This is a genomic window from Streptomyces mirabilis (assembly GCF_018310535.1).
GTDB lineage: Bacteria > Actinomycetota > Actinomycetes > Streptomycetales > Streptomycetaceae > Streptomyces.
The window spans coordinates 280,476-297,341 of the sequence record NZ_CP074102.1; the positions used below are offsets into that span (position 1 = coordinate 280,476).

Annotated in this window: 14 protein-coding genes; 9 read left to right on the forward strand and 5 right to left on the reverse strand. The window is 72.7% G+C overall.

Annotated elements, in window-relative coordinates; genetic code table 11:
* Nucleotides 1-25: 25 nt before the first annotated feature.
* The 4 genes from SMIR_RS01245 to SMIR_RS01260 all read right to left on the reverse strand — a co-directional run bounded on the left by SMIR_RS01245 (nt 26) and on the right by SMIR_RS01260 (nt 4,727).
* Nucleotides 26-1,270 (reverse strand): vWA domain-containing protein, encoded by a 1,245-nt coding sequence (locus SMIR_RS01245; RefSeq protein ID WP_168498112.1) that lies wholly within the window; start codon nt 1,268-1,270, stop codon nt 26-28.
* Complete coding sequence (locus SMIR_RS01250; RefSeq protein WP_168498110.1) at nt 1,267-2,529, reverse strand: AAA family ATPase; 1,263 nt, start codon at nt 2,527-2,529, stop codon at nt 1,267-1,269. The genes SMIR_RS01245 and SMIR_RS01250 overlap by 4 nt, the downstream gene beginning before the upstream one ends.
* 117 nt (nt 2,530-2,646) lie before the next feature.
* Nucleotides 2,647-4,134 carry a hypothetical protein gene (locus SMIR_RS01255; protein WP_168498108.1) on the reverse strand — a complete coding sequence of 496 codons (1,488 nt, stop codon included), beginning with the start codon at nt 4,132-4,134 and terminating at the stop codon, nt 2,647-2,649.
* A gap of 128 nt (nt 4,135-4,262) precedes the next feature.
* Nucleotides 4,263-4,727, reverse strand: a complete 465-nt coding sequence (locus tag SMIR_RS01260) for a MarR family winged helix-turn-helix transcriptional regulator (RefSeq protein ID WP_168498106.1) — start codon at nt 4,725-4,727, stop codon at nt 4,263-4,265.
* A gap of 221 nt (nt 4,728-4,948) precedes the next feature.
* Here SMIR_RS01260 and SMIR_RS01265 point away from each other — a divergent pair, with 221 nt between their 5' ends.
* Genes SMIR_RS01265 through pcaDC form a run of 7 tightly spaced genes read left to right on the forward strand, consistent with a single transcriptional unit; the run spans nt 4,949 to nt 11,373 of the window.
* Nucleotides 4,949-5,704 carry a CoA transferase subunit A gene (locus SMIR_RS01265; RefSeq protein ID WP_168498104.1) on the forward strand — a complete coding sequence of 252 codons (756 nt, stop codon included), beginning with the start codon at nt 4,949-4,951 and terminating at the stop codon, nt 5,702-5,704.
* Complete coding sequence (locus SMIR_RS01270) at nt 5,704-6,348, forward strand: CoA transferase subunit B (protein ID WP_168498102.1); 645 nt, start codon at nt 5,704-5,706, stop codon at nt 6,346-6,348. The genes SMIR_RS01265 and SMIR_RS01270 overlap by 1 nt, the downstream gene beginning before the upstream one ends.
* Entirely contained in the window at nt 6,345-7,547 is a 1,203-nt protein-coding gene (locus tag SMIR_RS01275) for a thiolase family protein (RefSeq protein WP_168498100.1), read from the forward strand. The genes SMIR_RS01270 and SMIR_RS01275 overlap by 4 nt, the downstream gene beginning before the upstream one ends.
* A 10-nt stretch (nt 7,548-7,557) precedes the next feature.
* Entirely contained in the window at nt 7,558-8,328 is a 771-nt protein-coding gene (gene pcaH / locus SMIR_RS01280; protein ID WP_168498098.1) for a protocatechuate 3,4-dioxygenase subunit beta, read from the forward strand.
* 2 nt (nt 8,329-8,330) lie between these two features.
* On the forward strand, nt 8,331-8,894 hold the full coding sequence (gene pcaG, locus SMIR_RS01285; protein WP_212726323.1) for a protocatechuate 3,4-dioxygenase subunit alpha: 564 nt from the start codon (nt 8,331-8,333) through the stop codon (nt 8,892-8,894).
* The gene (gene pcaB, locus SMIR_RS01290; protein WP_212726324.1) at nt 8,891-10,240 is read left to right on the forward strand and encodes a 3-carboxy-cis,cis-muconate cycloisomerase; all 1,350 of its coding nucleotides are present in this window, start codon (nt 8,891-8,893) and stop codon (nt 10,238-10,240) included. Before pcaG ends, pcaB begins: the two co-directional genes overlap by 4 nt.
* Entirely contained in the window at nt 10,237-11,373 is a 1,137-nt protein-coding gene (pcaDC, locus tag SMIR_RS01295) for a bifunctional 3-oxoadipate enol-lactonase/4-carboxymuconolactone decarboxylase PcaDC (RefSeq protein ID WP_212726325.1), read from the forward strand. The genes pcaB and pcaDC overlap by 4 nt, the downstream gene beginning before the upstream one ends.
* 48 nt (nt 11,374-11,421) lie before the next feature.
* On the opposite strand, the gene SMIR_RS01300 is transcribed toward pcaDC, so the two are convergent.
* Nucleotides 11,422-14,103: an ATP-binding protein gene (locus tag SMIR_RS01300; protein WP_212726326.1), complete on the reverse strand. Its 2,682-nt coding sequence runs from the start codon at nt 14,101-14,103 to the stop codon at nt 11,422-11,424.
* A 222-nt stretch (nt 14,104-14,325) separates the two neighbouring features.
* Between SMIR_RS01300 and SMIR_RS01305 the strand changes: the two genes are divergently transcribed.
* Nucleotides 14,326-15,618 (forward strand): MFS transporter, encoded by a 1,293-nt coding sequence (locus tag SMIR_RS01305; protein ID WP_249938312.1) that lies wholly within the window; start codon nt 14,326-14,328, stop codon nt 15,616-15,618.
* 4 nt (nt 15,619-15,622) lie between these two features.
* On the forward strand, nt 15,623-16,777 hold the full coding sequence (locus SMIR_RS01310; RefSeq protein ID WP_168498088.1) for an anhydro-N-acetylmuramic acid kinase: 1,155 nt from the start codon (nt 15,623-15,625) through the stop codon (nt 16,775-16,777).
* The last annotated feature ends 89 nt before the right edge of the window (nt 16,778-16,866 follow it).

Sequence of the window (16,866 nt, forward strand, 5' to 3'; positions counted from 1 at the left end):
ACGGAGCCGTGACCGCGGCCGGGGCCTACCCGATGGCCACCACTCGTGCCCACGCGGGCGGTGAGTCCGGTGTGTAGTCGGGATCGTCCTCGTCCCCCGACCCGGCCGCCGGCTCCCGGGGGAACAGACCCACCACCGTCCGGCACGGTGGCCGGTCCGGCCACGGTGTCTGCCCGTCCGTCAGGACCACGACGACGTCCGGTCGGGGCTGCGCCCGGAGCGCCTTGGCGAAGCCCGTGCGCAGGTCCGTACCCCCGCCGCCCACCAGCGGTATTCCCTCGGCACGGCACAGCGGGTGCGCGATCGGGGCCGCCGCGTCGCAGGGCACCACGGTGACCAGGTCGCGGCGGCCGCCCACGGCGCGGGAGATGGCGGTGACCTCGAGGAGCGCGCTGCCCAGTTCGGCGTCACTGACCGACCCGGAGGTGTCGATGACCACGCAGACCCGAGGCGGCCTGCGCCGCAGGCTCGGCAGCACGGCGCCGGGCACCCCGGCCGAGCGCCGCGACGGCCGGCCGTACGTGTAGTCCTCCCCCACGCCGGAGGCCGAGGCGGCCGAGCGGACCGCCGCGCCCAGCAACTCGCGCCAGGGCTGCGGCGGGTGGAACGCTTCGTCCGCCCACCGCCGCCACCCGTTCGGAGTGTCTCCCGGACGGGCGGTGATGCCCTGCGCCACCCGGAACCGGACCGCGTCCTGTTCCTGCGGGCTGAGGCCGTGCGCGCCGTCCGGACCGAGGTCCCACTCCCGTTCGAGTCCGTCGGCGCCGCTTCCGCAGTCCAGCCAGGCCAGGCTCTGGGTGAGCGCCCCGAGGCGGAACTGGCGCAGGTAGTCCTCCATGAGCTGTCCCTCGGGCAGCTTCAAGAACCCTGGCGTGACGACGCCTTCGGGCCGGAGCAGTCCGTCGCCGAACGCGTCGTCGTTGATCTCGCAGTCCGCGGCGATGTTCATACGCAGCCGTTCCCCCGGGCCGGTCAGTCCGCGCTCCCGCGCGACCCTGTCCCCGCGCCCGTGATGGTCGCGCAGGAGGTGCGACACCTCGTGCACCCACACCCCGGCCAGTTCCTCCACCGGGGTCCGGTCCACGAACGCCGGCGAGGCGTAGCAGCGCCAGTGCCGGTCGACGGCCATCGTCGGTACGCGCCGCGACTCCACGGTGTGCAGGGCGAACAGCGCCGTGGCCAGGTAGGGCCGGACCCGGGCGGCGTGCAGCCGGGCGGCGAAGAGCTTGTCGAGGTCCAGTGTCCCCGGTGCGGGCGCGGGCGCCGTCATCGGCCGGCCTTCGCGGCGGCCGCGGTCCGCACCGCCGCCCGGTCCGCCCGTCGGGACAGGGACACCGCTCCGGCAAGCCGCTCGATCGCTGCCGGAACGTCCCAGTCCTCCTGGCGCAGCGAGGCGAGTGTGGTCGCGGGGACGACCACGAGGTCCGGGGCTCCGGTCTCCAGCGCCCGCACCAGGAGCGCCCATGCCGCGTCCCAACGGGACTTCTCCGGACGCCCACGGACCGCGGCCACCACACCGTCGAGCACGGCTTGGCGGAGGTCCCCCCGCTCGGGCAGGTCGGCACCCGCCGGGTCGGCGAGCAGCGTCTCGGGGTCCGGGAGATCCATCCGGTCCAGGCTTGCCAGCAGTTCCAGCCCCGGACCGTCCCCCACTGTGCCCCTGACCAGCAGGGAAAGCACTTCCCGGGAGGAGCCGGCCGCGGTGGCGAAGGCGATGAGGCCCAGGGTCATCTCCCAGCTTCGGGGCGACGGCCAGGGGCCGCCCCGGCGCGTCTCGTTGCTGGGCAGCCGGTGCACGAGCCCAGGCCGGGCGGAGAGGAGCCCGCACACCGCGCGGCGGGCGAAGTCCACGGCCTCCGGCAACCGCTCCGGGTCGAGCCGGGGCAGTGTCGCCCGCGGCCACGTCCCACCGAGGCCTCGTACCACGACCTCGTGGTCGTGGGTCCACTGAAGATGCACGAACCGGTTGGCCAGCGGCGGACTCAGCTCCCAGCCGTCGGCAGCCGAGGACCGCGGATTGGCGGCAGCCACGATCCGGACCTCGGGCGGCAGTTGCAGGGCGCCGATCCGCCGCTCCAGGACGAGGCGGAGCAGGGCGGCCTGGACGGCCGGTGGCGCGGTGGACAGCTCGTCCAGGAACAGCAGCCCTCGGCCCGCCCGTACCAGTCGCACGGCCCAGTCCGGCGGGGCCATCGGGACACCCTGCTGCGCGGGATCGTCTCCGACGATGGGCAGTCCGGAGAAGTCGGACGGCTCGTGCACGCTGGCGATCACGGTGGTCAGCGGAAGGTCCAGGGCCGCGGCGAGCTGTGTCAGGGCCGCGGTCTTGCCGATCCCCGGCTCACCCCACAGGAGCACGGGCAGGTCGGCGGCCACGGCCAGCGTCAGTGCCTCCAGCTGGATGTCGGGGCGCGGTTCGGTGCCGGCGTCACGCAGCAGGGCCAGCAACGCGCCGGCGACGTCCATCTGAGAGGCGGGGGCCGGGCCGGACGGAGTGTCGGTCATAACGAACGGTGTACATGTGGGCATATTTCATCACCTTTGGGTCGTGGTGGAACGAGTGTGTGGGTGCTTGGCGGGCGGCCGTTGGGTGGCCGATGGATGCTCTGTGGCCGGGTCGGCGCAGGGGGGGCGGAGGGCCCCGGGTCAGCGAGAGGTCGTGTGGCGCGGGTGCGCTCGGTGCCCACGGGGGCGGTCGGGGCCGGGGAGCAGGCGGCCGGATCCGGGACCGGGGCCGGTCATGCCCGCCCTGAACAGGCCGTACGTGATCCGCCGTAGCGCGGCCGCCTCGAGCTCGTCCAGTAGAGGGCCGCTGCGCAGCACCGCGTCCGGACCCAGCAGGCCCTCGACGACGTCCAGCGCACCGGCGGTGTCGCCATGGATCAGGCGTTCGCGGACCCCGGTGAGGCAGTCCGGACGACGGTGCGCCTCGTCGATGGCCCGCAGGCAGGGAAGCGGCGTCCCGGTCAGAGCGACCAGCAGTTCCTCCCGGCGGATCTCGGCCGGGTCGTGGTCCAGCGGCGCCAGCACCCCGTCGACCAGGCCGATACGGTGCTGGGCTCCCCGGCAGTCCACCAGGCGCGGCTGACCGGCCCGGTCCGATGCCCGGGAGGGCTCGGCCGGGACATGCCCCAGCGCCCGCGAGGAAGCCGTCGGCGAATGATTCGGCACCAGTGCCGAGGCGACCAGCGGATGCAGCCGATCGACCTCGATCGAACCGGTGCGGATCAGTTCCAGATCGGGCAGCAGCCAGGTGGCCGCGTCGGGCAGGACGGGCAGCGTGGAGACACTGCCGTCCCTGGGTGCCGCCGCGATCCGCATACCCGGCGGCCCGACGCCGTCCCTGTCCGCGACCACGTCCAGGACCAGCCGGTCCCGGGCCCCGAGCCGCACGGTGACGGTACCGGCCGTCCGCCCCTCGGTGTGAAGCAGAATCCCCGCCTCGGCCGCCCACCGATCCACGGCACACCCGCGCCCCTGCGGCACGAACCCCAGCGGATCCGGGTTCTCGGGGTGGCCGTCGGCGGGCAGCCGGTCGGCCCCGGACCGCACCCGCAGCTCATCGGTCCTGCGCGCGTCCCACAGATGGCGGTGCAGATCGAGACGGAACCGGCGGCTGGGACGAGGGTGCGGATGCCGGCGGACACCGGCCTCGAAGTGGGATCGGCCGTGAGATCCGTCGCGGGGTCCATCGCGGGGTCCATCGTGCGGTGCAGCCCACAGAGCGAGGCTGATCCGCTGGCCGCCGTCCGCCCAGGCCGGTGGAGTGCGGACCACGAGGTGCACCGGACCTACGCCGTCACGGCCGTGGGCGTCGTACCGAGCCAGGGCGATGGTCAGCCCCGGACGCAGCAACCCGTGCGGAGCGATCCTCGGCATGTGCCAGCGCAGCAGGTCGGGAGCCAGATGGCGGAGATCGGCCCGGACCCGAGCGGCGAGGTCGTGGCCGTAAGTACGCGCCACGGAACGCAGGTTGAGATCGACATCGATGCCTGCGGCGGCGCACGCCCCCGCCCAGTCCCCGGCACGGCGGCGGGCGGTCGCAGTCTCGATCATGGCGGGCGGCACGGCGAACTCTCGCACGGGCAGCCAGAAGGAAAGGCGGGAATCCCCATTCGCGGTCCGAGTGAGCATCAGCACTCACCTTGCGCGGATGGGACCCCCATTCTGCCGACAGAGTGAGTCATCATCGCGGGGAGCCTAGCGCTCCTGACCGTGATCCGTCAGATGTTTTCGCCTGGCACCTCCTGGTGAGGGAACGCCTAGCGTTGCGCAGTGAGGGGTTCCGTCGGGTTGCGCAGCCCCTCCGCGGCGTCCGAGACACGCTGGATGAGGTCGAAGAAGACGGTCTGCTCCTCGGCGGAGAGCGGGGCCAGGAAGACCTGGTTCATACGCGCCGTACGCACGGTCAGCTTGCGGTGCGTACGCGTCCCCTCGTCGGTGAGGCGCAGCAGGAAGCGCCGGCCGTCCTGCGGATCGCGCACCTTGTCGAGCAGGCCCCGGCGACTGAGCCGGCTGATCACCTCGGCGATGGTCGACCGGTCCAGGCCCACCCGCTCCCCCACCGTGCGCTGATCCAGTCCCGGCTCCGCGACCAGCGCGTTCAGGACTGCGAACTGCGGCGAGGTGATCTCCTCGGAGACCATCGTGTTCCACAGCAGATAGTGGGCCTGCTGGAGTCGCCGGGCGAGGTGCCCGGGGTGGGTGGTGAGGTCCACCGCGGCCATGTGCGCTCCCCCTGGATGAGTCCGTCATTTCGTTGGTGCACTGAACGATACCGCCCATCGCCCGGATGCGTGCCAGCGCGTTCATGGCCGTCCACCCGCCGATCTCCTGGAGGTCTTGACGGCTCGGGCCGCTGATGGCAGCGTGAGTGAAACCTCGCAGAAATAATCAGTGCCCTGAGCAATTGAGGGTCTGGACGCTTGGAAGAGATGGGGCTTCACGGATGGACAAGGTGGTCGCCACAGCCCTGGAGGCGGTGGCCGATGTGCCGGACGGCGCGACCCTCGCGGTCGGCGGTTTCGGGCTGAGCGGTGTGCCGAACGTGCTGATCGAGGCGCTGTACGAGCGCGGGGTCAGCTCTCTGGGCGTGGTCTCCAACAACTGCGGGGCGATGGAGTCCGGGCTCGCGGTGCTGCTGTCCGCCGGGCGGATCGCGCGGGTGACCGGCTCCTACATCGGGGCGAACAAGGAGTTCGCGCGGCAGTATCTGGCGGGTGAGCTGGAGGTGGAGATGATCCCGCAGGGCACGCTCGCGGAGCGGTTGCGGGCGGGCGGTGCGGGGATCCCCGCCTTCTACACCCCGGCCGGGGTGGGCACCCAGGTCGCGGACGGCGGCCTGCCCTGGCGCTACGACGGCTCCGGCGGGGTGGCGCTGGCGTCGCCGCCGAAGGAGGTGCGCGAGTTCGACGGCACCGAGTACGTGCTGGAGCGCGGTATCCGTACCGACTTCGCGCTGGTCCGGGCGGCCAAGGGCGACCGGCACGGCAACCTGGTGTTCAGCAAGTCGACCCGGAACTTCAACCCCCTCGCGGCGATGGCGGGCAGGGTGACGATCGCCGAGGTGGAGGAGCTGGTCGAGCCCGGCGGGATCGACCCGGACGCGGTGCATCTGCCGGGGGTCTTCGTGCAGCGGGTTGTCGCGCTGACTCCGGAGCAGGCCGCCGCGAAGATGATCGAGAAGAGGACGGTGAGCGGCTGATGGCGTGGACACGCGAGGAGATGGCGGCCCGTGCGGCACGCGAACTCCAGGACGGCCAGTACGTCAATCTCGGCATCGGACTGCCGACGCTGATCCCCAACCACCTCCTGGCCGGCGTCGAGGTGATCCTCGAGTCGGAGAACGGGATCCTCGGCACCGGCCCCTACCCCACCGAGGACCAGGTCGACCCGGACCTCATCAACGCCGGCAAGGAGACCGTGACGGTCCTGCCGGGCGCCTCCTTCTTCGACTCGGCGCTGTCGTTCTCGATGATCCGGGGCGGGCACATCGACGTGGCCGTGCTCGGCGCGATGCAGGTGTCCGCGGGCGGCGACCTGGCGAACTGGGCCGTCCCGGGGAAGATGATCACCGGGATCGGCGGCGCGATGGACCTGGTCCACGGTGCCCGCACCGTCATCGTCGTCATGACCCACACCGCCAAGGACGGCACCGCGAAGATCCTCGATGAGTGCGCGCTGCCGCTCACCGGCAAGGCGTGCGTCAACCGGATCATCACCGACCTCGGCGTCCTCGACGTCACCGACGAGGGGCTGGTGCTCATCGAGACCGCGCCCGGCGTCACGGCCGGAGAGATCGTGGCCAAGACCGCCGCCAAGCTGACCGTCGCGGAGGACCTGCAGTGAACACCGTGTACATCGTCGACGCCGTACGGACCCCCATCGGCCGCTACAACGGCGCCCTCGCGAGCGTGCGCCCGGACGACCTGGCCGCCCACGCCATCCGTGAACTCCTGGCCCGTACGCCGGACTTGGACCCGTCTCGCATCGAGGACGTGTACTTCGGCAACGCCAACGGCGCCGGCGAGGAGAACCGCAACGTCGCCCGCATGGCCGCCCTGCTCGCGGGCCTGCCCACCTCGGTGCCGGGCGTGACGGTCAACCGGCTGTGTGCCTCCGGCCTGGAGGCAGTCATCCAGGCGGCCCGCGCCATCGCGGTCGGGGACGCCCACATCGCCGTGGCCGGTGGTGTGGAGTCGATGACCCGCGCGCCGTACGTCCTGCCCAAGAGTGACCGGCCCTTCCCCGCCGGGCACGCCGAGCTGTACTCGACCACTCTTGGCTGGCGCATGGTCAACCCGAACATGGACCCCCAGTGGACCGTCCCCCTCGGTGAGTCCGCCGAACTCATCGCCGACAAACACAAGATCGGCCGCGAGCAGCAGGACGAATACGCCCTGGGCAGCCACCGCAAGGCGGCGAAGGCCCAGCAGGAGGGCCTGTTCGACCGCGAGATCACCCCCGTGCCGGTCCCCCAGCGCAAGGGCGACCCGGTCGTCTTCGCCGCCGACGAATCCGTCCGCCCCGACGCCTCCCCCACCGCCATGGCCAGGCTCAAGCCGTCCTTCCGCACCACCGACGGCACCGTCACCGCGGGCAACGCCTCCCCCCTCAACGACGGCGCCGCCGCCCTCCTCCTGACCGACGAGGAAGGCCTCGAAGCCACCGGCCGTGAGCCCCTCGCCCGCATCCGAGCCACCGGCGTCTCCGCGACCGACCCCCAGTACTTCGGACTCGCCCCCGTCGAAGCCGTCACCCGTGCCCTGGCCAAAGCCGGCAAGACCTTCGCGGACCTGTCCGTCCTCGAACTGAACGAGGCCTTCGCCGCCCAGGTCCTCGGCTGCCTCGCCGAATGGCCCGAGTTCGACCCCCAGGTCCTCAACCCCCAGGGCGGCGCGATCGCCCTCGGCCACCCCCTGGGCGCATCCGGCGCCCGCCTCGCCGGCACCGTCGCCCACCAACTCGCCCGCAAGGGCACCGGAACCGGCGTCGCCACCCTCTGCATCGGCGTCGGCCAGGGCCTCGCCCTCGTCCTCGAACGATAGGAAGTCGACCATGGCCCTCACCCAGTCGGACATCGACGTCGAGATCAAGGATCTCCAGGACGCGTACGACAAGGCGGTCGCCGGCGGAGCGCCGGTTCGCAACCACCCGTCGCGCGACTACCCCCCGTACCGCAGCTCCCTGCTGCGCCACCCCGAGCAGCCGCTGGTCGCCGTCGACGGCGGCGACCCGGAGACGGTCGAGCTGTCGGGTCCGGTGTTCGGCGTCACCGACATCACCGAGCACGACAGCGACCTGACCATCCAGCACCGGGGCGAGCCGATCGGCGAGCGCATGACCGTCTCGGGCCGGCTGCTCGACCGCGACGGGCGTCCCGTGCGCGGTCAGCTCATCGAGGTCTGGCAGGCCAACGCCGCCGGTCGTTACGCCCATCTGCGCGAGCAGCACCCGGCGCCGCTGGACCCCAACTTCACCGGTGTCGGGCGCACTCTGACGGATGATCAGGGCCGGTACAGGTTCACCACGATCAAGCCGGGCCCCTACCCGTGGGGCAACCACACGAACGCGTGGCGGCCCGCGCACATCCACTTCTCGGTCTTCGGTACGGCGTTCACCCAGCGGCTGATCACCCAGATGTACTTCCCGAGCGACCCGCTGTTCCGCTACGACCCGATCCTGCAGTCCGTGACGGACCAGGCGGCGCGCGACCGTCTCATCGCCGCCTACCGGCACGATCTCTCCCAGCCCGAGTTCTCCATGGGCTACGAGTGGGACATCGTCCTCGACGGTCCCTCCGCCACCTGGATCGAGGAAGGTCGTTGACCATGACCGAGCGGTTGCTCCCCACCCCGTCCCACACCATCGGCCCCTTCTACGGCCACGCGCTGCCCTTTCCCGGCGGCGGTCAGGTCGCGCCGCAGGGCCACCCTGAGGCGATCACCCTGCACGGGTACGTGCTCGACGGCGCGGGCAAGGTGATCCCGGACGCCCTCCTGGACTTCTGGCAGGCGGCGCCCGACGGCTCCCTCAAGGGTGCCCCCGGCTCGATGCGCCGCGACCCGTCGACGGGCGGCTTCCTCGGCCGGAGTGGCGTCGACTTCACGGGCTTCGGCCGGGTCGCCACGGATGCCGACGGTCAGTACGCGCTGCACACCCTGCCGCCGGGCAATGCCGGACTTCCGTACATCAGCGTGTGTGTGTTCGCGCGCGGTCTGGTGCACCACCTCTTCACCCGCGCGTACCTCACCGACGGCGCCGACCCGCTGCTCGACTCGCTCCCGGCCGACCGGCGCGCCACGCTGATCGCGGCCAAGGGCGCGAACCGGACATACCGTTTCGACATCCGCCTTCAGGGCGAAGGCGAAACGGTCTTCCTGGAGTTCCAGTGACAGCTGCCGGCCCGGTCCGTTCCGAGTCCGATGCCGACGCCGACGCCGGGCTGCTCGCCCCCGGGTGGGCAGGCTCCCCCGCGGCGTCCGTGACCACGGACGGCGCGTTTCTGGGGGCGCTCCTCGACGCGGAGGCGGCGCTGACCCGCGCTCAGACGGGGCTCGGGCTCGCTCCGGACGCGGCGGCGTCGGCGGTGTCCGCCGTGGCCGCGGCGGACCTCGATGTCAGGTCGATCGCGCTGCGCGCCCGAGGCGGCGGCAATCCGGTGATTCCGCTGGTCGCGGATCTGACGGCGGCGGTCGGCACGGAGTACGGGCCCTACGTCCACCGGGGCGCGACCAGCCAGGACATCCTGGACACGGCGCTGATGCTGGTCGCCCGTCGCACGCTGGACCTGGTCCTGGCGGAGCTGGAGCGGACGGCGCGGGCCCTGGGCCGACTCGCCGCCGAGCACCGGGACACGGTGATGCCGGGGCGGACCCTCACTCAGCACGCCGTGCCGACGACCTTCGGGCTGAAGGCGGCGGGGTGGCGGTCGCTCGTGCTGGACGCGCGGGACCGGCTCGCGGTTCTCCGGCTCCCGGTCCAACTGGGCGGGGCCGCAGGGACATTGGCCGCATTCGCGGCGTTCGGCGCCGTGGATCCGGGCGCGCTCGTGGCGGCGTACGCCGGTGAACTCGGCCTCGCGGAACCGGCGTTGCCCTGGCACACCCTGCGGACTCCGATCGCCGACCTGGCCGGCGGTCTGGCCTTCACGGCCGGGGCCCTCGGCAAGATGGCGGCCGATGTGCACACCCTCTCCCGCACCGAGATCGCCGAGGTCTCGGAGGGGAGCGGTGGCGGGTCGTCCGCGATGCCGCACAAGGCCAACCCGGTGGCGGCCACCGTGATCGCCGCCGCCGCGCGGCGCGCGCCGGGGCTCGCTGCCACGCTCTACGGGTCGATGGTCGCCGAGGACGAGCGGCCGGCCGGTGCGTGGCATGCCGAGTGGGAGCCGTTGCGCGAGCTGTTGAGGCTGGTCGGAGGCGCCGCCCACAACGCCGTCGAGCTGGTCGAAGGGCTCCGGGTGAACGCGGATGCCATGCGCGAACACCTCGGTCTCATCCATGGGTTGATCGTCTCCGAACGCCTGGCCGTCGAACTCGCCCCGGTGCTCGGGCGGGCCCGCGCCAAGGAGCTCCTGACCCGGGCCGCCGAACGGGCCGTCGCCGAGCGGCGACCCCTCGTGGACGTACTCGGCGAGGAGGCGGAGCTCAAGGAGCTCGACCTCGTGGAACTCACCGACCCCACCCGCTACACGGGCTCCGCGGGAGCCCTCACCGACCGTGCTCTGGAGCGAACGTGACCCGCAAACTGCTCAACCACCTCGCCGAGGGCCCCGAGACCGCTCCCCCCTTGCTCCTCGGGCCCTCGCTCGGCACGTCCTACGCCCTGTGGGACGAGGTCGCGCCCGAGCTGTCCGCCACCCACCGGGTGGTTCGCTGGGATCTGCCGGGACACGGGGGGTCGGCGCCGGACCTGATCGGGCCGGGAGCCACCGTCGAAGACCTCGCCGCCCTGGTCCTCGACCTCGCCGACTCGCTCGGCGTCGACCGCTTCGCCTACGCGGGCGTCTCGCTCGGCGGCGCGGTCGGTCTGCACCTGGCCGTCCACCACCCGGAGCGTGTGTCGTCCCTCGCCGTCATCTGCTCCTCGGCGCACTTCAACGGCTCCAAGCCGTGGGAGGAGCGTGCGGAGCTGGTACGCCGGGAGGGGCTGGCCGCGCTCGCCGAGAACGCGAACTCCCGGTGGTTCACACCCGGTTTCACCGTGCCGCGGTTGATCGAGGACCACCGCGACGCGGACCCGGAGGCGTACGCCGCCTGCTGTGACGCGCTCGCCGCCTTCGACCTGCGCGACCGGCTCCCCGAGATCTCCGCGCCCACCCTGCTGATCGCGGGCCGCCAGGACCCGGCGACGCCGCCCGCCCATCTGCGGGAGATCGCGGACGCGGTGGCGAGCGCCACGCTCGTCGAGCTCCCCGGAGCCTCGCACCTCGCGCCCGCGCAGTGTCCGGCGGCGGTCCTCACGGCGCTGCGGGCCCACTTCGACGGGGGCGCCCAGCGGGGCATGGAGGTGCGGCGTGAGGTGCTGGGCGACGCCCATGTGGACCGGGCGCAGGCCCGGCAGACCCCCTTCACCGCCCGCTTCCAGGACTTCATCTCGCGCTACGCCTGGGGCGAGATCTGGACCGATCCGACGCTCTCGCGCCGCGAACGCAGCATGATCACCCTGACCGCGCTGGTCGCACACGGTCACTACGACGAGCTGGCCATGCACGTCCGGGCGGCGCGCCGCAACGGCCTGACCCCGGAGGAGATCGGCGCCGTACTGCTGCAGACGGCCGTGTACTGCGGTGTCCCGGCGGCGAACTCGGCGTTCGCGACGGCTCAGCGGGTGCTCGCCGAGGAGGAGGGCGGCGACGGCGCCGCAGGCTGAGCCTGCCTGTCCGCTGCGGCCACCTCGTCCTCGCGCACGGCCTGGCGGCTACCTCAGCCCTCTCCCCGTCGCCAGGACCTCCTCCGCCCTCGCCACCAGCCCGTCCGCCCCGCACGAGCGCGCCAGCGTCAGGCCCTTGCCCAGCTCCGAGACCGAGCGCGCCACGATGCCGTACTCGACGCGGGCCGCCGCGTGTTCGTACTGGCAGGGCGAGGCCTCCAGGTAGGTGACGGCCTGGGCGGCCAGGCGTACCGCGCGCTGGCCCGATTCGAGGGCCGCCGCACAGCGCAGCGCCTCGCCGATCGCGGTGTCCGTGCCGAAGCGCTCGGCCTGGCGGCGGGCGTCGGTGACCAGTGCGCCGGCGCGGGCCGGGTCGTCCGAGGCGAGCGCGCGGGCGAGGTCGAGCGCCCAGGGCGCCATCACCGTGTTGTGGTGGCCGCGCGCGGCGGCGGCCTTCTCGGCGGCCTCGAGTTCGTTGATGCCGTCCTTGACGCGGCCGACGGCGAGCAGCAGCCGGCCGCGTACCGACCGGGTGTCGGGCAGCACGATGGTGGACGGGTACGGCGGTGCGAAGCCGTACTGCTCGGCGATCGCCCAGGCCTCCTGGACGTCGCCGCGGACAAGCAGCGTGTCGACGAGGCCGCAGGTGGCGGACCAGTACAGGGGCAGCCCTCGCCCGACCCGCTCGGCGATGCGCAGCGACTCACGCAGGGTGGTCTCGGCGTCCCTGAGGCGGCCCCGCCTGCGGTAGGCGAGACCGAGGAAGGCGTGCGCCAGGGCGAGGTGGCCGCCGCTCCATCCGGCGCTCGTGTAGGAGCGCAGCGCCTCGGAGAAGAGGCTCTCGGCCCGGTCGAGCCGGTCCGCGTAGGCGTACGAACTGCCCAGCATCATGAGGAGTTCGATGCCCCACTCGGTGTCGGTCCAGCCGAGTCCGGGCGCGAGGCGGCCGTTGACGAGGGCGCGGTCGCAGAGTTCCACGACCTCCTCCGCGCTCTCGCCACGGGTCATCGCGTCGAAGCCGCGCAGTATCAGCAGGGCGCGCTCGGAGTTGTCGCGTCCGGTGCAGGTCTTGACGAGTTCGGCGAGGCTTCGGGAGCGTCCCGGAACGTGGTCCTCGCCCGCGTGGATGCCCTCCCACATGTAGTGGACGGCCTGAAGCCGCATCCGGGCGGCGCCCGGGTCGAGCCGGGCGGCCTCCGTGTCGACCGTGCGGACGGCCTCGTCCAGCTGGTCGTTGTGGACCAGGGCCTGGGAGAGACGGAAGACGGCGTCCACCCGCAGATCGCCGTCGAGGCCGGACTGGTCGAGCGCGGTGCGCAGATGGCGGATCGTGGTGGCGGGAGCGGTCAGGAGGGTGGCGCAGCCCAGTTCGTAGAGCACACGCGCGTGGACCTCCGGAAGCGGGGGTTCCGCCAAGGCGCGCTCCAGGCAGCGCCTGGCCGCGTCGGGCGCGCCGACGGCGAGGTGTTCGCGGGCGGCCTCGCGCATCTGCTCGACGAGTTCGGGGTCGTCGTCCGGGTGTACTTCGAGGAGGTGGCGGGAGGCGGCAGCGGCGCCGCGGCCCGATTCGGTGACCGCCCAGGCGGCCTGGCCGTGCATCGCGGTGCGCAGCGCGTCGGGGATCGAGCGGTAGACGGCGCTGGCGATGAGGGGGTGCACGAACTCCAGGTCGCCGCCGGTCAGTTCGCGGCCGGCGGGTTCGGTCGCGGCGAGGATACGGGCCGCGCCGAGCAGTTCGGCGCAGCGCACGGCCTCGTCGCGCTGCATCCCGGCGAGCTGGGCGGCGAGGTCGAGGGAGATCCCGGTGCCGAGGATCGCGGCCGCCCAGGCGAAGCGGGTGGCGTCGATGCCGAGCCCTTCGAGGCGGGCGACGAGTCCGCGGCCGCGTGCCGAGCGGTTCAGGGCGCGCAGTTCGGCGGCCGAAGCCTCGACCGGTTCCAGCTCACTGTCCTGCACCTTGGCGAGCAGTTCGACGGTCTCGTACGGGTTGCCGCCGGTGACTGCCCACACCTCGCGGCAGAACGGGGCGTCCGCGTGCTCGCCGAGCGTGGCGCGGGTCAGCCCGGCGGTGGCGTCGGGAGTCAGCGCGCTGAGCGTGAGGACCGGGCGGGCCGCGGCGGCGACGGCCTCCAGCTGGCGGGCCCGCTCACCGCTGACGTCACCCGGCCGGCGGGCGACCACGACGAGGACGGGCAGGTCGTCGAGGCGCTCGGCGAACGCGACCAGCCACTGCAGGGTCTCCTGGTCGGCCCAGTGCGCGTCGTCGACGATCAGGACGAGGGGCCACTCGCGCTTGGCCAGCCGCCGCACCGCCGCGACCAGTCCGTCGCACACGCCCTGCGGGTCGGCCTGGCGCTCACCGGGCTCGGCGATGCCGAGCGCGGGTCCGGCGATGTCGTACCAGTCGCCCAGGTATTCGCGGGCCTCTTCGGGCATCAGCGAGACGATGGCGGGCTGGAGGAGTTGCCGTATGACGTTGAAGGGAACGGAGGTGACGGTCTCGCCGCCGCGGGCCGACCACACCGTGCAGCCGTGGGCCTCCGCGATCCGGCGTGCCTCGGCGAGCAGCGCGGTCTTGCCGATGCCGGCCTCACCGCTGAACACCAGCAGGCTGCCGGAGGACGAGGCGTCCGCGCGCAGGGCCCTGACGGCCTCCACGACGTCGGCGATCTCCGCCTCGCGCTCCCACAGGGAGGACGAGGCGGCCGGTTCCGGCCGTGCCTCCGTCACGCCGCTACCTCCCCAGGTCGCCCGTACGACGTACAGACATTGAGCCTAGCCGTCCGGAAGCCGATGCGGAGGCGGGTCGGCGCACCTGTTTCCGAGACGGGTGACGGGAGGTGTCGACAGGCGACGCGGTGGGGCGCCGACCAGCCATGGTGAAAGTTGTCGACAGTCAAAAGCCCCCAAAATGGTGCTGACTTTCCCATGGACAGCGAGGAGGAGGGACCCATGAGCGGCGCCCGCGTGCACGACTCCGTCCCGCACACCGCCCGTCCCCCGCGCCCGCGGCGCGGGGCCCTGCTGGCGGGCTCGGTCGGCAACTTCATCGAGTGGTACGAGTTCGGGGTCTACGGCTACTTCGCGACCGTCGTCGCGGCGCGGTTCTTCACCCCGGAGGGCGGCAGCGAGACCGAGGGTCTGGTGAGGACGTACGCGTCCTTCGCGCTGGCGTTCTTCTTCCGGCCGGTGGGCGCCACGCTGTTCGGACGGCTGGGCGACCGCATTGGGCGCCGCCCGGTGCTGATCCTGGTGATCGCGCTGATGACGGGCGCCACGACGCTCATCGGCGTGCTGCCCACCTACGCCACGGTCGGCGCCCTCGCACCGTGGCTGCTGACCTTCCTCCGAGTGGTCCAAGGGCTGTCCGCGGGCGGGGAGTTCGGGGGCGCGGTCTCGGTCATGACGGAGTTCGCTCCGCCGGGCAGGCGGGGGTTGTACGGGTCGTGGCAGTCGTTCACGGTGGCTCTGGGGCTGCTCGGTGGTGCGGGCGTGGCGGCACTGCTGGCGACGGTGCTGACCGAGGGGCAGTTGAACGACTGGGGCTGGCGGCTGCCGTTCCTGCTGACACTGCCGCTGGGGCTGGTCGCGCTCTGGCTGCGGCTGCGGCTGGAGGAGACGCCGGCCTTCCGGCACGAGGGGAAGCGGGAGCACCCGCCCGGGCGCGAGGTCGCGCGGACCGTCGTCCTCGGAGCGGGGCGCGTGATGGGCTGGTCGGCGGCCGGCTACACCTTTCTGGTCGTGCTCCCCTCGTACCTCCAGAACACCCTCCACGCCGGCTTCCGGCAGGCACTGCTCGCCACGGTCCTCGCCAACCTCGGCTTCGCGGCCACGATCGTCCCGGCGGGCCTGCTCAGCGACCGGATCGGGCGGCGCCCGGTGCTGCTCACCGGCGCAGGACTGGTCGTGGTCCTGTCCGTTCCGCTGCTCAACCTCCTTCAGGACACGGGGACTTCGAACGCCGTGAAGGGTGTCGCCGTGTTCGGGGCAGGTGCCGTCGTCGGGCTGATGGCGGGACCGGGGCCCGCCATGCTCTCCGAGATGTTCCCCACAAGCGTCCGCCACACCGGCCTGGGACTCGCCTACGCCCTGTCCAATGCGGTGTTCTCGGGCTGTGCCGGCCTCATCATCACCGAGACGATGAAGCGGACCGGAAGCGTGGACATCCCCGCGTACTACGCGGCGGCGACGTGCGCCGTCAGTGCGCTCGCCCTGGCCACGCTCCCCGACAACCGAGGGAGTTGAGCACGTGCGGGTGATCGGCCTGATGTCCGGGACGTCGTACGACGCGATCGACGCGGCGGCGGCGGAACTGACCCTCGAAGGCGAGGACCTCGCCCTGCGGCCGCTCGGGATGGTCGGTGAGCCGTACGACGGCGCACTGCGCGAGGCGCTCGCGGCCGCGCTGCCCCCGGCGGCCACCACGCTGGCCGAGGTGTGCCGCCTGGACACCCTGATCGGGCAGGCGTTCGCCGCGGCGGCGGTCCGGGCCGACCGTGAACTGTGCGACGGCGGAGCCGAGTTGATCGCCTCGCATGGACAGACCGTCTACCACTGGGTCGAGGACGGGCGGGTGCACGGCACGCTCCAGCTCGGTCAGCCCGCCTGGATCGCCGAGGCGACGGGGCTGCCGGTGGTCGCCGACTTCCGCCCCAGGGACATCGCCGCCGGTGGTCAGGGCGCGCCCCTGGTGAGCCTGGTCGACCTACTGTGGCTGCGCGGCAGGGCGGGGACTCCGGTGGCGCTGAACGTCGGAGGCATCGCCAACCTCACCGCGCCGGACGGCACCGCCTTCGACTCCGGGCCCGGGTGCGCCCTGGTCGACGTGGCCGTGCAGGGGTTGACCGGGGGACGTCTGCACTACGACGTGGACGGCGCCCTCGCCGCCCGCGGCGCGGTGCACGAGCCGTTGCTGGAACGCCTGCTCGCGGATCCGTACTACGCGCTGCCCGCGCCCAAGACCACCGGCAAGGAGCTCTTCCACCTCGGCCATCTGCGCGACGCGCTGACCGGGTTCGGCACGCTCACCGCCGAGGACGTCATCGCGACCCTCACCCGGCTCACCGCCCGTACGGTCGCCGACGCGGTGCGCTCGGTGGATGCCACGGAGGTGATCGCGTCCGGCGGCGGCACCCGCAATCCGGCGCTGATGGCGATGCTGGGCGCGGAGTTGCCGGGAGTGCCCGTGCGCACGTCCGACGCTCTGGGCCTGCCCGCGGCCGCCAAGGAGGCGTACGCCTTCGCCGTGCTGGGCTTCCTGACCCTGCACGGGCTCACGGGCACCGATCCGGTGAGCACCGGGGCCCGGCATCCGAGTGTGCTCGGCTCGATCACGCCGGGGCGCGGCGGGCTGCGGCTGCCGCCGAGGGCGGGAGCGGCGCCGGTGCGACTGGTCCTGGCATGACATCCGCCGGTCGTGACAGGACACCCGGCGGCGCTTCCGAGGCGTTCTTGAAACGAATCTTCCGGATCCCTCTCATCCGCCTTTCACCC